Source organism: Enterobacter sp. CM29 (genome assembly GCF_013179605.1).
Lineage (GTDB): Bacteria > Pseudomonadota > Gammaproteobacteria > Enterobacterales > Enterobacteriaceae > Enterobacter > Enterobacter intestinihominis.
In genome coordinates this window covers 23,710-39,968 of record NZ_JABMCU010000013.1, presented here as the reverse complement: position 1 = coordinate 39,968, position 16,259 = coordinate 23,710, and the positions used below count along the sequence as shown (strand labels likewise).

The window sequence follows — 16,259 nt, the reverse complement described above, 5'->3', positions numbered from 1 at the left end:
TCTGCCTTATCCGGTGTTCTACCTGGTCATCGTGGCACTGATCGCCATGTGGATCCTGAAGAAAACGGTGATGGGCCGCTATATCTACGCTGTCGGCAGCAATGAAACGGCGGCACACCTTTCCGGGATCAAAGTCCAGCGAGTGAAAATTTTCGTTTACGCCTTCTGCGGCCTGTTAACCGGCGTGGCCGGGGTGATCCTCGCCTCTCGTCTCAACTCAGGCCAGCCAACCGTGGGCGTGGGTTATGAGCTGGAAGCCATTGCGGCGGTAGTGATCGGCGGTACCAGTCTGATGGGCGGCGTGGGCACGATTGGCGGCACCATCATAGGCGCGTTCATTATGAGCGTGCTGAAAAACGGCCTCAATCTCATGGGCGTGTCCCAGTTCTGGCAGATGGTGGCGATGGGCGTGGTCGTCGTTGCCGCCGTCTACCTGGACACGTTACGTAAAAGAATGCGTTAGGTTCTCGATACAACAAGCCCTGCCAACCCTACAACGGAGCAAAATAATGAAAACCAGCCATATCCTGAGCGCCCTGTCGCTCGTTGCCATCCTGTCCAGCAGCGCGCTGGCAAAAGATTTAAACCTGCCGGTGGTCAGTAAAGGTTACCAGCACGAATTCTGGCAGACGGTCAAAATGGGAACGGAAGCTGCCGCAAAAGAGTTGGGTGACAAAACCAGCTACGTTGGCCCTGCCGATGAAACGCAAATCGCCGAACAGATCCAGTTAGTCGAAAACACCATGGCACAAAAACCAAACGGCCTGTTGCTGGCCGCACTTGATGCAAACGCCCTTGCCCCGCTGGTCGAAACCGCCAACAGCCGGGGGATCAAAGTGGTGACCTTCGACTCGGGCGTGAACTCGGATATCCCGGCCAGCTTTGTCGCCACCAATAACCGTAAGGCGGGCGCACAGGCTGCGGATGCGCTGGCGGAGCAGGTAGGCCAGAAGGGGAAAGTGGGTATTATCGCTCACGTAGCCGGGACGACGTCCGCCATTGAGCGCTCTGAAGGGTTCAGCGAGCGGATGAAAGAGAAGTACCCGAATATTCAGGTACTGCCGGTGCAATACAGCGATGGCGACCCGCAAAAAGCGATGGATAAAACCATTGATATGGTTCAGGCCAACCCGGATATCGCCGGTATTTATGCCACCAACGAAGGCTCAACCCTGGGCGTTGCGAACGCTATCGACAGCCAGAATCTGAAGGGCAAAGTAAAAGTCATCGGTTTTGACAGCACCGAAGCCATCATTAACTTCCTTAAAAACGGTGTGATTCAGGGCTTCGTGGTGCAGGACGCCTATCAGATTGGTTATCAGGGCATAAAAGCGCTGAACGCGGTGATTTCCGGACAGACGGTGGCCAAAGAAATTGATATTCCAGTGAAATATGTCAATGCGCAGAATATCAACACGCCTGAAATTGATAAACTGCTGCATCCGTTTGGTAAAAAATAAGGAAGTTCATGATGAGTGACGGCTATTTCCTCGGGGTAGATGTAGGTTCAGCCAGCGTTCGTGCAGGGCTTTACTCTGCGCAAGGCGAGCGTTTGAGCTTCGCGACCCGTCCGATTTCGCAGTTTCACGCCAGCAACGCGCGCGTGGAACAATCCTCTGTGGAAATCTGGCAGCAGGTTTGTGCGGTGGTGCGGGAAGCCGTCGACTCCTCTGGGATTTCACCTGACGCCATTCGTTCGATTGGCTTCGACGCCACGTGCTCGCTGGTCGCGCTGGATGCTGACGGTAACGGCCTGAGCGTCTCCCCGGACAGTCCGGCATCGCAGGACATCATTATGTGGATGGATCATCGTGCTCACGAAGAAACCGTTCACATCAATGCCACACGCGATCCGGCCCTGTGCTACGTGGGCGGCGAGGTCAGCATCGAGATGGAGTTGCCAAAACTGCTGTGGTTGCAGCGGCATCATCCTGAAACCTGGAATCAGGCCTGGCGCTTTTACGACCTTGCCGATTTTCTGGTCTGGAAAGCGACGGGCCAGGACGTCGCCAGCCTGTGCACCCTCACCTGCAAATGGAACTACCTTGCGCATGAGGCGCAGTTCAGCGAATCGCTGCTCAGAGCGGTGGGGCTGGAAAACTTACTGACAAAAATTCCCGGCACTATTCTGGACGTCGCTGAATGCGTCGGGAAACTTAGCCCGCAGGCAGCGCAAGCTCTGGGTTTGTCCGAAGAAGTGGTTGTGGCAAGCGGCATGATCGATGCCCACGCGGGTGGCGTGGCGCTGACGGGCTCACACCCGGAAGGCACGCTGGCGCTCATCAGCGGAACCTCGAACTGCCATATGCTTGCCAGTCAGACGGAGATCCATACGCCCGGCGTCTGGGGACCTTACTGGAGCGCCATGCTGCCGGGCTACTGGCTGACGGAAGGCGGGCAAAGTGCTGCCGGGGCGCTGGTCGACTGGACGTTGCGCGAGCACGGAGTCAGCGCAGAGCTGTTTGCAAAAGCGGAAGCGGCGCAATGCCATCCGGTGGCATTACTCAACGACTGGGTAGCCGCACTTGAACAGGAAGAAAAATATCCCACCCGCAACCTGCACATTCTGGCCGATCACCACGGCAACCGCTCGCCGCGTTCGCGTCCTGATGCCCGGGGCAGCGTTGTCGGTCTGACATTAGAGACCGGTGAGCGCGCGCTGGCGAGGCTCTATCTGGCTACGCTACAGGCCATTGCCTACGGCACACGACACATTATGGATACTCTGAAACATCATGGGCACACCTTGTCGCGCATTGTCATTTGTGGTGGAGCTACTCATAACCGGCTCTGGCTGCGGGAGTATGCCGATGCCACAGGCTGCGATATTCACCTTTTAGCCGAAGAAGATGCGGTCACTCTCGGCGCGGCCATTTGCGGCGCTGTGGCGAGCGGTGCATGGGCAACGCTTACCGACGCCACCCGGGAAATGGTCAAAGCCGGCGCTATCATCACCCGTCGGCCGGAAACCGCGGCCTTCCACCGGCAAAAATATGAGGCGTACCTGATGCTGTGGACCCAGCAACAGGCGCTTAATCTCCTGATGCAGCAGGAAATGTAATGGCAGGATGCGTATGCTTTATCAGCAGTTTTTACGTACGTTAAGGATTGAGGCGTAGCGATGGCCAAAACAGTTGAACAGATAGCGAAGGATCTGAATTTATCCGTCACCACCGTGCGGCTGGTACTGAGCGGGAAAGCCGAACAGTATCGGATCAGTGTGAAAACACAGTCCCGAATTAATGAACACGTCGAGCGCTTCGGCTATACCCTCAACCATTCGGCGCGCAGTCTGAAGTTAAACAAAACCGAGACGCTGGGGCTCATCGTGCCCAACATCTCAAACGTGTTCTTTGCAACGCTCGCCGAGAAACTCGAACTGCGCTGCCGCCGTTCGGGTTACCAGCTGATGATCAGCTGTACTTACAACGATGTGGATTACGAAAACAAGCTGGTAAAAGCTCTGATGGCGCGCAACGTGGACGGCTTATTTATCGTTCCCTCGACGCTGGAAAATCAGCAGCATCATTTGCGGCAGATCCAAAAGCCACTGGTGCTCCTTGACCGGGATTTTGGCTTTACTGACAACGCGCTGGTAGAGAGTCATAACGAGGCTGGGGGGGATGAACTGGCCCGCAATATGCTGGAAGAGTGCAAAACGCCGCTCTGGTTCCTTGTGGGCGATACCGCACTGCCCAGCATTACGGACCGTCTGAACGGCTATTTGCAGGCCCTGAAAACAGCCGGTATACACCATCGCGAGTGGGTCATCGAAGGGCCGGACAATACGCCGGAGGGGGGATATGCCCTGATGGATTCGCTTATCGACAGCCAGGGTGTTCCGCAGGCGTTTATCGCCTCATCGTTACCCGTCCTGGAAGGGGCAATCGAAGCCCTGCGGACGCGTACCGGTACCGTGCCTCAACACATCAATATTGGCACCTTCGATGAGCACCCCATGCTGGGGTTCCTGCCTAACAGCGTCTGGTCCATGCAGCAGGATGAAGATACCTGGGCGGAAAAAGCGTTTGAACTGATGCAGCGAGCCATCGACGGCGAAGCGGTCAACGAGACGGCGAAAGTCGATATGAAGCTGGTCAAACGTTCCCGCCAGTAAAAATAAAACTGTACCCGGAGAATAAAAAATGGAACGAGCCCGATTAGCCAGAGACATTATCGACACCTGCCTTGAGATGACCCGCATGGGATTAAATCAGGGCACCGCCGGGAATATCAGCGTTCGCTATCGCGACGGTATGCTGATTACGCCGACCGGAATTCCCTACGAGCATCTGACCGAAGAGAGTATCGTCTATGTCGATGCACAGGGGCGACACGAAGAGGATAAACTGCCCTCCAGCGAATGGCGTTTTCATCAGGTTGTGTATCAGACCCGCCCGGATGCTAACGCCGTCGTCCATAACCATGCGGTTAACTGTACCGCCGTCTCGATACTCAACCGCCCCATTCCTGCTATTCACTATATGATTGCCGCCGCCGGGGGAAACTCCATTCCCTGCGCGCCTTACGCGACCTTCGGGACGCGCGCGCTGTCAGAGCATGTCGCGGTCGCGTTACGCGATCGCAAAGCGACGCTATTACAGCACCACGGCCTGATCACCTGCGAAGAAAATCTTGAGAAGGCACTGTGGCTGGCGCAGGAGGTAGAGGTGCTGGCAAAACTCTACCTGGCCACGCTGGCGATCGTGGATCCCGTTCCGGTACTCAGTGACGATGAAATTGCCATTGTTCTTGAGAAATTTAAAAGCTACGGGTTGCGCGTCGAGGCGTAATTTTTTATCCGGGGGTGCTTTTATCACACCCTCGTAATATCTCTTAAACAAACACCTATTTACCGCACTTATCACCCCGCCTAAACTATGGCCTGCTTTTTGGTAGAGGTGGTAATGAACGATTATAAAATGACGCCAGGTGAACTGCGTGCGACCTGGGGTTTAGGGACTGTTTTCTCGCTGCGGATGCTTGGCATGTTTATGGTCCTGCCCGTTCTGACCACATATGGCATGGCGTTACAGGGTGCCAGCGAAGCGCTGATTGGTCTGGCGATCGGTATCTACGGCCTGGCACAGGCGATATTCCAGATCCCCTTTGGCCTGCTCTCCGACCGCGTGGGTCGCAAACCGCTGATAGTCGGCGGGCTGCTGGTGTTTGTACTTGGCAGCATCATCGCCGCCCTCTCCCACTCCATCTGGGGAATTATTCTTGGCCGCGCCCTGCAAGGTTCCGGGGCGATTGCCGCCGCCGTGATGGCGCTGCTGTCAGATTTAACCCGCGAGCAAAACCGCACCAAAGCCATGGCGTTTATTGGCGTCAGCTTCGGCGTTACGTTTGCCATTGCCATGGTGCTGGGGCCGATTATTACCCATTCACTCGGCCTGCACGCCCTGTTCTGGATGATAGCCGTGCTGGCAACCATCGGGATCGCACTCACGCTGTGGGTTGTGCCGGACAGTAAAAACCATGTCCTGAACCGTGAATCCGGGATGGTCAAAGGCTGCTTCAGCAAAGTCATCGCCGAGCCGCGCCTGCTTAAGCTGAACTTCGGCATTATGTGCCTGCACATTCTGCTGATGTCCACCTTTGTCGCCCTGCCCGGTCAACTTGCCGCAGCAGGTTTCCCGGCGGCAGAGCACTGGAAAATTTATCTGGTCACAATGCTGATCTCGTTTGTCTCCGTTGTGCCCTTCATTATTTACGCCGAAGTGAAGCGCAAAATGAAACGCGTCTTCGTGGGCTGCGTGGCGTTACTGTTGATTGCCGAGATTGTGCTGTGGGGCGCCGGCCCACATTTCTGGGAGCTGATCGCAGGTGTACAGCTGTTCTTCCTGGCGTTTAATCTGATGGAAGCCCTGCTGCCGTCGCTTATCAGCAAAGAGTCTCCGGCAGGATACAAAGGCACCGCGATGGGCATTTACTCCACCAGCCAGTTTCTCGGCGTGGCGATCGGCGGGTCCCTCGGCGGCTGGGTGGACGGCCTTTTTGATTCTCAGACCGTGTTCCTCGCCGGTGCGCTACTGGCGATGCTCTGGCTGTTTGTTGCCAGCACCATGAAAGAGCCGCGCTATGTGAGTAGCCTGCGGGTAGAAATTCCCGATGACGTGGCAATCGGTGACGCGTTACAACAGCGTCTGGAAGCGACAGAGGGCGTGAGCGAAGTGCTGATTGTCCCGGAAGAGCGCAGTGCGTATGTCAAAATTGACAGCAAAGTGACTAACCGCTTTGAGGTAGAGCAGGCGCTGAAGGCCTGAAAAAATGCCCGGTTTAGCCGGGCATAATTGTCTTAATCGCGGAAGTTTTTAAACTGGAATGGCTGACCGAGATCGCCGCCACGCACCAGCGCCATCACGGATTGCAGGTCATCACGGGATTTTCCGGTCACGCGGATCTCTTCCCCCTGGATCTGCGCCTGCACTTTCAGCTTACTGTCTTTGATAAGCTTAACGATTTTTTTCTGTACCGCGCTTTCAATCCCCTGCTTCAGCTTCGCTTCTACAAACCAGGTTTTGCCGCTGTGAACAAAATCTTCCGGTACATCAAGTGAGGTCCCTTCAATGCCGCGCTTGAGCAGCTTGGCGCGCAGGATATCCAGCAGTTGGTTGACCTGGAAATCAGATTCACTCAGGACTTTGATTGTCTTGTTCGCGTCGTTCAGTTCAATGGTCGCCTCAACGCCACGAAAATCGAAACGTGACTCCACTTCACGAATAGCATTATCTACGCCGTTACGCGCTTCCTGCAGATCAACTTCAGAAACAATATCGAAAGATGGCATCTTTTCTTCTCCCTTCATTTTTGTTGCGTTGCATAATACCTGCAACGAGGCATAACGAGAAGCTTAGCTGATGGCGCTATACTTAGCGTCTTAGCACCTGGCGCAGTTGCAGGTGAGGAGGAACAATGAAAGTAACAGTGCTTGGATGCGGCGCCCTTGGTCAACTCTGGCTTAGCGCGCTATGCAAACAGGGACACGACGTTCAGGGCTGGCTGCGAATTCCCCAACCCTATTGCAGTGTGAATGTGATAGGTACAGACGGTTCAATTTTTAACGAGTCTTTGACGGCAAACGATCCGGAATTTCTCGCGAGCAGCGATCTGCTGCTGGTCACGCTGAAGGCCTGGCAGGTCTCCGATGCGGTGAAAAGCCTGGCCGCCCAATTACCTGAAAGCACGCCAGTCCTGCTGATTCACAACGGTATGGGTACCATTGAAGAGCTAAAGTCTGTCCGGCAACCGCTGCTAATGGGAACAACCACCCACGCGGCACGCCGCGACGGTAACGTCATTATTCATGTTGCCAGTGGCATCACCCATATCGGCCCGGCGCGTGAACAGCCCGGCGATTACAGCTATCTTGCGGATACCCTGCAAAGCACGCTGCCTGACGTCGCCTGGCACAATAACATTCGCGCAGAACTGTGGCGCAAACTGGCGGTCAACTGCGCGATCAATCCGCTGACTGCCCTGCTGGATTGCCCTAACGGTGATCTGCGCCAGCATCCCGATCGGTTAGCGCTGATTTGCCGGGAAGTTGCCGCCGTCATTGAACGCGAAGGCTACCACACCTCAGAGTCTGATTTACGTTATTATGTCGACCAGGTCATTGAGAGTACGGCAGAAAATATCTCCTCAATGCTGCAGGATATCCGGGCTATGCGGCATACCGAAATTGATTACATTACCGGTTATCTGTTAAAACGCGCCCGGGCACACGGCATTACCGTTGCGGAAAACAGCCGTCTGTTTGAGTTAGTAAAACGAAAGGAGAGTGAGTATGAGCGCATCGGCACTGGTATGCCTCGCCCCTGGTAGCGAAGAGACAGAAGCGGTCACCACCATTGATTTGATGGTACGTGGTGGTATTAAGGTTACCACCGCCAGCGTCGCCAGCGACGGAAGTCTGGCGATTACCTGCTCGCGTGGAGTCAAGATCCTGGCAGATGCACCGCTTGTACAGGTGGCGGACGGTGATTACGACATTATCGTGCTGCCGGGCGGTCTGAAGGGCGCGGAGTGTTTCCGCGACAGCCCGCTGCTGGTTGAAACCGTTCGTCAGTTTCATCTTTCCGGGCGTATCGTCGCGGCAATCTGTGCGGCCGCAGGTACGGTACTGGTTCCGCACGACATTTTCCCCATCGGCAATATGACCGGCTTCCCAGGCCTGAAGGATACGATTCCGGAAGACCAGTGGGTGGATAAACGCGTGGTCTGGGATCCGCGCGTTAACCTGCTCACCAGCCAGGGGCCGGGTACCGCCATTGATTTTGGCCTGAAGATTATTGACCTGCTGGTCGGGCGCGAAAAAGCGTACGAAGTGGCGTCATCGCTGGTGATGGCGGCAGGGATTTATAACTACTACGAGTAAAAAAAGCCGGGCGGCGGCTACGCCTTACCCGGCCTACAAGTGTACGGTACCGTAGGCCCGGTAAGCAAAGCGCCACCGGGCAATAGGCTACGGGCGATACACCTTCACGTTCGCGAAGCCCTGCTCGCGCAGGTACAGCGCCTGTAAACGGCTCATGACCCCACGTTCGCACCACAGCAGATACGTTTTGCTCTGGTCGAGATCGCCAAACTGGGTGCTCAGCTTGTAGAACGGCAGCGAAACCACCTCCACGCCTTCCACCTGCAACGGCTTGTCATCCTGCTCATCAACAGAACGTATATCCAGAATCGTATCGTTAGCACCGAAGCCGCTGACCGTCTCCACCTCAACCACGTCCTGCTCGGTCTGCTGGGCGATCTCACGGATATCGATGTTGGACGCTTCCGCCACCACTTTTTCCAGGATGCTGAAATCGAAGTTCTCTTCTTCCGCTTCGATCTTCGCCTTCACCGCTTTAATGGTTGGACTTTTTGAGATCACGCCGCAATATTCCGGCATGGTGCGGGCAAAATCTTCAGTACCGATTTTACGCGCCAGATCGATGATGTGCTCTTTATCGTGAGAGATCAGCGGACGCAGGATGAGCGTATCAGACACGTTGTCGATAAGACGCAGGTTGGTCAGCGTCTGGCTGGAGACCTGCCCCAGTGCTTCACCGGTGACCAGCGCCTGCACGCCGTAGCGCTCAGCCACTTTGGACGCCGCACGCACCATCATACGTTTCAGGACCACGCCCATCTGGCCGTCATCCACTTTCTCAAGAATTTCGCCGACCACCGGCTCAAAGTTGATCGCCACGAAACGCACGCGGTGAGAGCTGCCGAAGCGGTTCCACAGGTAATGCGCCACCTGACGTACGCCGATTTCGTGCGCCGCGCCGCCCAGATTAAAGAAGCAGTAGTGCACGCGGCAGCCGCGACGCATCAGCATATAGCTGGAAACGCCGGAGTCGAACCCGCCGGAGATCAGCGACAGCACATCTTCTTGCGTGCCGATCGGGAAGCCGCCAATACCTTCATAACGGCCCTTAACCAGCAGCAGGCGATCGTTTTCGATCTCAAGATTAACGGTAACGTCCGGATTAGTCAGGCGCACGCGCGCCGTCTCAACGTGCTGGTTCAGACCGCCGCCGACATAGCGCTCAACGTCAATGGAGCTAAACTCATGCTTACCACGGCGCTTCACGCGTACGCAGAACGTTTTCCCTTCGATCTGATCGCGGTACTGTACCAGCGCCTTTTCGAAGATATCGTGCATATCGGTGAAGGGAACGTCTTCCACTTCCAGAATATGGTGAATACCCGGGATACGGGTCAGCGCGTCGCGAATATCAAGACGTTTGTTTTCGTCTTTCGCGCGGACTTCAACGTGGTCCCAGTGACGCACCACGGCGAGCGTTTCGTCGTAGTGTTTTAATACGTTACGAATGTTCCCGGTGAGAATTTTAATAAAGCGCAAACGCACGGATTGGCTTTTGATGGTGATTTCAGGGAACAATTTAATGATAAACTTCATGGCGGCAATGTTTCTTAGGCAAGCTTATAAAGGCTTGTAGTGGAAAATGATACAGCAGCCCACACCCGTGGCTGCATCCAGGCGCGCAAGTATACCACCATCGCGCCACTCGCGTTATTTGATAATTGCCCCGAGTCCGTTACCATGTCAGGGCGAAAAATTTAAGAGTCAATTCACTATGCCGAAGAAAAACGACGCACCGGCCAGTTTCGAAACTGCGCTGAGTGAACTGGAGCAGATCGTTACCCGTCTTGAGAGCGGCGATCTCCCGCTGGAAGACGCGCTCAACGAATTTGAACGCGGCGTGCAGCTCGCGCGCCAGGGGCAGGTAAAACTCCAGCAGGCCGAGCAGCGTGTGCAGATCCTGCTTTCCGACAGCGAAGACGCTAAAACCACGCCATTCACACCGGACGCCGAGTAAATGGATTTCTCCAACGCGCTTCAGGCGCGCGTCATCCGCGCCAACGACGCGCTGCGCCGTTTCATTGAGCCGCAGCCTTTTCAGAACACTCCTCTGGTTGAAGCCATGCACTATGGCGCACTCTTGGGGGGTAAACGCCTGCGTCCGTTCCTGGTGTATGCCACGGGCAATATGTTCGGTATCAGCGATAACACACTGGACGCCCCGGCAGCCGCCGTGGAGTGTATCCACGCCTATTCGCTGATCCACGATGATTTGCCGGCCATGGACGATGACGATCTGCGTCGCGGTCAGCCGACCTGCCACATTAAGTTCGGCGAAGCGAATGCCATTCTGGCGGGTGATGCGCTGCAAACCCTGGCGTTCTCCATTCTGAGCGATGCGCCGATGGTTGAAGTGAGCGATCGCGATCGTCTGGCAATGGTGTCCGAACTGGCAATGGCCAGCGGCGTCGCCGGGATGTGCGGCGGCCAGGCGCTGGATTTAGAGGCTGAAGGTCGTCAGGTAACTCTGGAACAGCTGGAGCGCATCCACCGTCACAAAACGGGCGCCCTGATTCGGGCAGCCGTTCGTCTGGGCGCGCTGAGCGCGGGTGAACGCGGGCGTAAAGCCCTGCCGATTCTGGACAGATACGCAGAAAGTATCGGTCTGGCATTCCAGGTTCAGGATGACATTCTGGATGTGGTGGGCGATACTGCAACATTGGGAAAACGTCAGGGTGCGGATCAGCAGCTTGGCAAAAGTACCTACCCCGCCCTGTTGGGCCTTGAGCATGCCCAACGTAAAGCCCGGGATCTGATAGACGATGCCCGCCGGTCACTGAATGAGCTGGCCGCGCAATCGCTGGATACCTCGGCACTGGAAGCGCTAGCGGACTACATAATCCAGCGTAATAAATAAACTATATATCTCGATGAGCCTTTGATGAGTTTTGATATTGCCAAATACCCGACACTGGCGTTAGTTGACTCCACTCAGGAGTTACGTCTGTTGCCGAAAGAGAGTCTGCCGAAGCTGTGTGACGAGCTGCGTCGCTACCTGCTCGACAGCGTTAGCCGCTCCAGCGGCCACTTCGCCTCCGGACTTGGCACGGTTGAGCTGACCGTGGCGTTGCATTACGTCTATAACACGCCGTTCGATCAGCTGATCTGGGATGTTGGCCACCAGGCCTATCCGCACAAAATTCTGACCGGACGTCGCGATAAGATTGGCACCATTCGCCAGAAAGGCGGCCTGCATCCGTTCCCGTGGCGCGGCGAGAGCGAGTTTGACGTGTTAAGCGTCGGCCACTCTTCCACCTCCATTTCTGCGGGCATTGGTATTGCCGTTGCCGCTGAAAAAGAGAATAAACAACGCCGTACCGTCTGCGTGATTGGCGACGGGGCGATCACCGCCGGGATGGCTTTTGAGGCCATGAACCACGCGGGCGATATCAAACCGGACATGCTGGTGATCCTCAACGATAACGAAATGTCGATCTCCGAGAACGTCGGCGCGCTGAATAACCATCTGGCGCAGCTGCTGTCCGGTAAGCTTTACTCCTCACTGCGCGAAGGCGGGAAAAAAGTCTTCTCGGGCGTACCGCCGATCAAAGAGCTGCTTAAGCGTACCGAAGAACATATCAAAGGCATGGTCGTGCCGGGTACGCTGTTTGAAGAGCTGGGCTTTAACTATATTGGCCCGGTGGACGGCCACGATGTGTTAGGTCTGGTGACGACGCTTAAAAACATGCGCGACCTGAAAGGCCCGCAGTTCCTGCATATCATGACCAAAAAAGGGCGTGGTTACGAACCGGCGGAAAAAGATCCGATCACCTTCCACGCGGTGCCCAAGTTCGACCATACCAGCGGTTGTCTGCCGAAAAGCAGCGGCGGAATGCCGAGCTACTCAAAAATCTTTGGCGACTGGTTGTGCGAAACGGCGGCGAAAGACAACACGCTGATGGCGGTGACGCCTGCCATGCGTGAAGGCTCCGGCATGGTCGAGTTCTCCAAAAAGTACCCGGACCAGTATTTCGACGTTGCCATTGCCGAGCAGCACGCGGTGACCTTCGCAGCGGGCCTGGCGATTGGCGGCTACAAGCCGGTGGTAGCGATTTACTCTACCTTCCTGCAACGCGCCTACGATCAGGTGATCCATGACGTTGCCATCCAGAAGCTGCCGGTGCTGTTTGCTATCGACCGTGCGGGCATCGTGGGGGCTGACGGCCAGACGCACCAGGGCGCATTTGACCTCTCCTTCCTGCGCTGCATCCCGGACATGGTGATCATGACGCCAAGCGACGAAAACGAGTGTCGTCAGATGCTGTATACCGGTTACCACTATCAGGACGGTCCCTGTGCGGTACGTTATCCACGCGGCAATGCCCTTGGCGTTGAATTACGGCCGCTGGAAAAACTGGATATCGGTAAAGGTCTGGTGAAACGTCGCGGTGAAAAAGTGGCGATCCTGAACTTTGGTACGCTGATGCCGGAAGCGGCAAAAGTCGCTGAAACCCTGAATGCGACGCTCGTCGATATGCGATTTGTGAAGCCGCTCGATGAATCTCTGATTCTGAGCATGGCGGAAAGCCATGAGGTGCTGGTCACGCTGGAAGAGAACGCCATCATGGGTGGCGCGGGTAGCGGCGTGAACGAAGTGCTGATGGCGAACCGTAAAGTCGTTCCGGTGCTTAATCTCGGCCTGCCGGACCACTTCATCCCGCAAGGCACTCAGGACGAGGCGCGCGCCGACATTGGCCTGGACGCCGTCGGTATCGAAGCTAAAATCCGCACCTGGCTGGCCTGATCCCTCCCCTTTTCTGCTCCTGCTATGCTTAAACGTATTGTTTAAACAGCAGGAGCGGAACCATGCAATACACGACATTAGGAAAAACAGACCTCAAGGTGTCCCGGCTTTGCCTGGGCTGCATGACGTTTGGCGAGCCTGACCGGGGAAATCACGCCTGGACGCTGCCGGAAGAGAGCAGCCGCCCTATCATTAAGCGCGCCATTGACGGCGGCATCAACTTCTTCGATACCGCCAACAGCTACTCCGACGGCAGCAGCGAAGAGATTGTGGGCCGCGCCCTGCGAGATTTTGCCCGTCGGGATGAGATTGTGGTCGCCACCAAGGTGTATTACCCGTCAGGCGATCTGGCGGAAGGCCTTTCTCGCGCGCAGATCCTGCGCTCCATTGATGACAGCCTCAGACGCCTGAACATGGATTACGTCGACCTGCTGCAAATTCACCGCTGGGATTACAACACGCCGATCGAAGAGACGCTTGAAGCGTTGAACGACGTCGTGAAAGCCGGTAAAGCGCGCTACATCGGCGCATCGTCCATGCATGCCTCACAGTTTGCTCAGGCGCTCGATCTCCAGGCGCAGAACGGCTGGGCGCGCTTTGTCACTATGCAGGATCACTACAACCTGATTTACCGGGAAGAAGAACGCGAGATGCTGCCGCTCTGCTACCAGGAAGGCGTGGCGGTGATCCCGTGGAGCCCGCTGGCGCGCGGAAGGTTAACCCGTCCGTGGGGTGAAACTACCGCCCGGCTGGTATCGGATGAAGTAGGTAAAAATCTGTATGACGATACAGAAGCCAGCGATGCGTTAATTGCCGAACGATTAGCCGGGATCGCCGACGATATCGGTGCAACGCGCGCACAGGTAGCGCTGGCGTGGCTGCTGAGCAAGCGCGGTGTCGCCGCGCCGATTGTGGGCACATCGCGGGAAGAACAGCTGGACGAGTTGTTGAGTGCGGTGGACTTATCGTTGACGCCGGAGCAGATTGCCGAGCTGGAGACGCCGTATCAGCAACATCCGGTAGTAGGGTTTAAATAAACAATTCAGGGAACAAAATCCGTAGGCCGGGTAAGCACAGCGCCACCCGGCAATACAGAGCGTACAAAATTACGCGAAGTGATCGTACCCTTTCCAGTCAAGCGTAACCGGGGCGCCGTCGCGGACAAACAGCAGCCCTTCACTTTCCGGCATCACCTGCCCGATGCAGGTAAATTTCGCCCCCAGATGCGCTAACGCCACATCCAGCGTCCCGCGATTCAGCTCGGGAACGGTAAAGCACAGCTCATAATCTTCCCCACCGGATAGTGCCCAGCGCAGCGCCTGTTCAGGATCGGCATGGCGACGCAACGGCTCTGACAGTGGGAACAGATCCAGATCGATCCGTGCGCCCACGCCACTGGCCTTCAGGATATGGCCGAGATCGGAGATCAGCCCGTCAGAGAGATCGATAGCCGAACTGGCCCGCTCGCGCAGCGCCTGACCGTGCAAAATACGCGGTGTGGGCCGCAGGTGGCGCTTCACCAGGTACGCCGCATCGTCAGCATCTTCAACTGCTAAACGGTTCTGAAGGATCGCCAGCCCGGCCGCGCTATCCCCCGGCGTACCGGTCACGTAGATCCAGTCGCCCGGTTTTGCGCCCGAACGCTTCAGCGCGCGCCCCGCTGGCACATAGCCGTGGATTGCCAGGGTCATCGACAGCGGCCCGGCGGTGGTATCACCGCCAATCAGCTGCATATCGTAATAATTCAGCTGTTCAAACAGGGCATCGCTGAAGGCTTCAAGCCAGGCTTCATCCACCTCCGGCAGGGTCAGAGCCAGCGTCAGCCAGGCCGGGTCGGCGCCCATTGCCGCCAGATCGCTAACGTTGACCGCCAGCGCCTTATACGCCAGGTCGGCAGGATCGATATCGGGCAGGAAGTGACGCCCACATACTAAGGTGTCGGTGCTGATTGCCAGCGTCTGTTTTTCGGGAATATTGAGAAGTGCGCAGTCATCGCCAATGCCGGTTTCAACATCAAGACGAGAGGTTCTGACACGGTCGAAATAACGGGCAATCAGGGAGAATTCGCCGCATGCCATACGTTATGCCTCAGCAAATAAAAGAAAAAACCGGAGCCGCACTGCCAAAAAGGCAATGCAAGACTCCGGTTTGCGGATCACTTTTTGTGGGGACGGATCGCAGGTGCGGCTTTATCCAGCACGCCGTTTACAAACTTGTGGCTGTCTTCAGCGCCGAAGGTTTTTGCCAGTTCGATCGCTTCGTTGATGGCCACTTTGTACGGCACATCATCACGTTTAGACAGCTCAAACAGCGCGATACGCAACACTGCTTTTTCGACCTGGCCCAGCTCTTCGAGCAGACGGGACAGGTATGGCTTCATCAGACCATCGAGATACGCGCTATTAGTCGCCACTCCCGACAGCAGTTCACGGAAGTACAGAACGTCAACGTCTTTCACGTCCTGTTCTGACAGGAACTGGTATTCAACATCAGCGATGTCGTTCTGGGACAACTGCCAGGAGTAAAGTGCCTGGACGGCACATTCACGGGCGCGGCGACGAGCAGCAGGTTTCACGGAATTCCCCTTACAAAAAAATCAGGCCTTGATGGCTTTCAATACATTGATCATTTCAAGCGCGGTCAGTGCAGCTTCTGCACCTTTGTTACCGGCTTTGGTGCCAGCACGTTCGATGGCTTGTTCAATACTTTCGGTAGTCAGTACGCCGAACGCGACAGGAATTTCAGCATCCTGTGCAACGTGCGCCAGACCATTGCTTGCACCGCCCGCAACGTATTCGAAGTGCGCAGTGCCGCCACGAATAACAGTACCCAGTGCAATCACCGCGTCGTATTTACCGGTTTTCGCCAGCGCGCCCGCTGCCAGTGGCAGTTCGTAAGCACCTGGTACCCAAACGACGGTAATGTTGTCATCTTTAACCTGGCCGATACGTTTCAGGGCGTCAACCGCACCTTCCAGCAGGCTGTCGTTGATGAAGTTGTTGAAACGCGCAATGGTGATGGCGACGCGAGCGTCCGGGGTAGCTACAGCAGCTTCAATAATGTTCATACTCTTCCTTTACGGGTTCATTTGGCCCCGCAGGGGGGCGGATTTTATCATAATACTTTGCGCAC

At 56.0% G+C, this 16,259-nt stretch carries 17 protein-coding genes; 12 read left to right on the top strand and 5 right to left on the bottom strand.

The window, feature by feature from the left end:
* From HP459_RS03380 to HP459_RS03355, 6 genes are all read left to right on the top strand, one after another.
* The coding region (locus HP459_RS03380) for an ABC transporter permease (RefSeq protein WP_367671000.1) at positions 1-463 on the top strand (463 nt) is incomplete at its 5' end.
* Between the two features lie 46 nt (positions 464-509).
* On the top strand, positions 510-1,460 hold the full coding sequence (locus HP459_RS03375) for an ABC transporter substrate-binding protein (protein ID WP_000858088.1): 951 nt from the start codon (positions 510-512) through the stop codon (positions 1,458-1,460).
* Between the two features lie 11 nt (positions 1,461-1,471).
* Positions 1,472-3,061 carry an FGGY-family carbohydrate kinase gene (locus HP459_RS03370; protein WP_032621616.1) on the top strand — a complete coding sequence of 530 codons (1,590 nt, stop codon included), beginning with the start codon at positions 1,472-1,474 and terminating at the stop codon, positions 3,059-3,061.
* A 60-nt stretch (positions 3,062-3,121) separates the two neighbouring features.
* Positions 3,122-4,117, top strand: a complete 996-nt coding sequence (locus tag HP459_RS03365) for a LacI family DNA-binding transcriptional regulator (RefSeq protein WP_023299444.1) — start codon at positions 3,122-3,124, stop codon at positions 4,115-4,117.
* Positions 4,118-4,145: 28 nt separating this feature from the next.
* Positions 4,146-4,793 carry an L-fuculose-phosphate aldolase gene (gene fucA / locus HP459_RS03360; protein WP_017383181.1) on the top strand — a complete coding sequence of 216 codons (648 nt, stop codon included), beginning with the start codon at positions 4,146-4,148 and terminating at the stop codon, positions 4,791-4,793.
* Between the two features lie 114 nt (positions 4,794-4,907).
* Positions 4,908-6,269, top strand: coding sequence for an MFS transporter (locus HP459_RS03355; RefSeq protein ID WP_022647234.1), 1,362 nt, complete (start codon positions 4,908-4,910; stop codon positions 6,267-6,269).
* Positions 6,270-6,301: 32 nt separating this feature from the next.
* Here the strand turns inward: HP459_RS03355 and HP459_RS03350 are convergent, their stop codons facing one another.
* Positions 6,302-6,793 carry a YajQ family cyclic di-GMP-binding protein gene (locus HP459_RS03350; protein WP_022647233.1) on the bottom strand — a complete coding sequence of 164 codons (492 nt, stop codon included), beginning with the start codon at positions 6,791-6,793 and terminating at the stop codon, positions 6,302-6,304.
* 125 nt (positions 6,794-6,918) lie between these two features.
* Between HP459_RS03350 and panE the strand changes: the two genes are divergently transcribed.
* Both panE and yajL read left to right on the top strand, forming a co-directional pair.
* On the top strand, positions 6,919-7,830 hold the full coding sequence (gene panE, locus HP459_RS03345) for a 2-dehydropantoate 2-reductase (protein ID WP_023299442.1): 912 nt from the start codon (positions 6,919-6,921) through the stop codon (positions 7,828-7,830).
* Positions 7,793-8,383, top strand: a complete 591-nt coding sequence (gene yajL, locus HP459_RS03340) for a protein deglycase YajL (RefSeq protein ID WP_022647231.1) — start codon at positions 7,793-7,795, stop codon at positions 8,381-8,383. The genes panE and yajL overlap by 38 nt, the downstream gene beginning before the upstream one ends.
* 87 nt (positions 8,384-8,470) lie before the next feature.
* Here the strand turns inward: yajL and thiI are convergent, their stop codons facing one another.
* Positions 8,471-9,919 carry a tRNA uracil 4-sulfurtransferase ThiI gene (gene thiI, locus HP459_RS03335; RefSeq protein WP_022647230.1) on the bottom strand — a complete coding sequence of 483 codons (1,449 nt, stop codon included), beginning with the start codon at positions 9,917-9,919 and terminating at the stop codon, positions 8,471-8,473.
* 178 nt (positions 9,920-10,097) lie between these two features.
* Between thiI and xseB the strand changes: the two genes are divergently transcribed.
* The 4 genes from xseB (at position 10,098) to HP459_RS03315 (ending at position 14,164) form a co-directional block, all read left to right on the top strand.
* Complete coding sequence (gene xseB, locus HP459_RS03330; RefSeq protein ID WP_003859094.1) at positions 10,098-10,340, top strand: exodeoxyribonuclease VII small subunit; 243 nt, start codon at positions 10,098-10,100, stop codon at positions 10,338-10,340.
* Positions 10,341-11,240, top strand: coding sequence for a (2E,6E)-farnesyl diphosphate synthase (gene ispA / locus HP459_RS03325; protein WP_022647229.1), 900 nt, complete (start codon positions 10,341-10,343; stop codon positions 11,238-11,240). It abuts the gene before it with no gap.
* Positions 11,241-11,264: 24 nt separating this feature from the next.
* A complete protein-coding gene (gene dxs / locus HP459_RS03320; RefSeq protein ID WP_022647228.1) occupies positions 11,265-13,127 on the top strand; it encodes a 1-deoxy-D-xylulose-5-phosphate synthase in 1,863 nt (620 codons plus the stop codon).
* 62 nt (positions 13,128-13,189) lie between these two features.
* The gene (locus tag HP459_RS03315; protein WP_032624758.1) at positions 13,190-14,164 is read left to right on the top strand and encodes an aldo/keto reductase; all 975 of its coding nucleotides are present in this window, start codon (positions 13,190-13,192) and stop codon (positions 14,162-14,164) included.
* Between the two features lie 69 nt (positions 14,165-14,233).
* On the opposite strand, the gene thiL is transcribed toward HP459_RS03315, so the two are convergent.
* The 3 genes from thiL to ribE form a co-directional block, all read right to left on the bottom strand.
* Positions 14,234-15,205 carry a thiamine-phosphate kinase gene (gene thiL / locus HP459_RS03310; protein ID WP_022647226.1) on the bottom strand — a complete coding sequence of 324 codons (972 nt, stop codon included), beginning with the start codon at positions 15,203-15,205 and terminating at the stop codon, positions 14,234-14,236.
* A gap of 77 nt (positions 15,206-15,282) precedes the next feature.
* The gene (gene nusB / locus HP459_RS03305) at positions 15,283-15,702 is read right to left on the bottom strand and encodes a transcription antitermination factor NusB (protein WP_006809908.1); all 420 of its coding nucleotides are present in this window, start codon (positions 15,700-15,702) and stop codon (positions 15,283-15,285) included.
* Between the two features lie 21 nt (positions 15,703-15,723).
* A complete protein-coding gene (ribE, locus tag HP459_RS03300; protein ID WP_003859098.1) occupies positions 15,724-16,194 on the bottom strand; it encodes a 6,7-dimethyl-8-ribityllumazine synthase in 471 nt (156 codons plus the stop codon).
* Between the last annotated feature and the right edge of the window lie 65 nt (positions 16,195-16,259).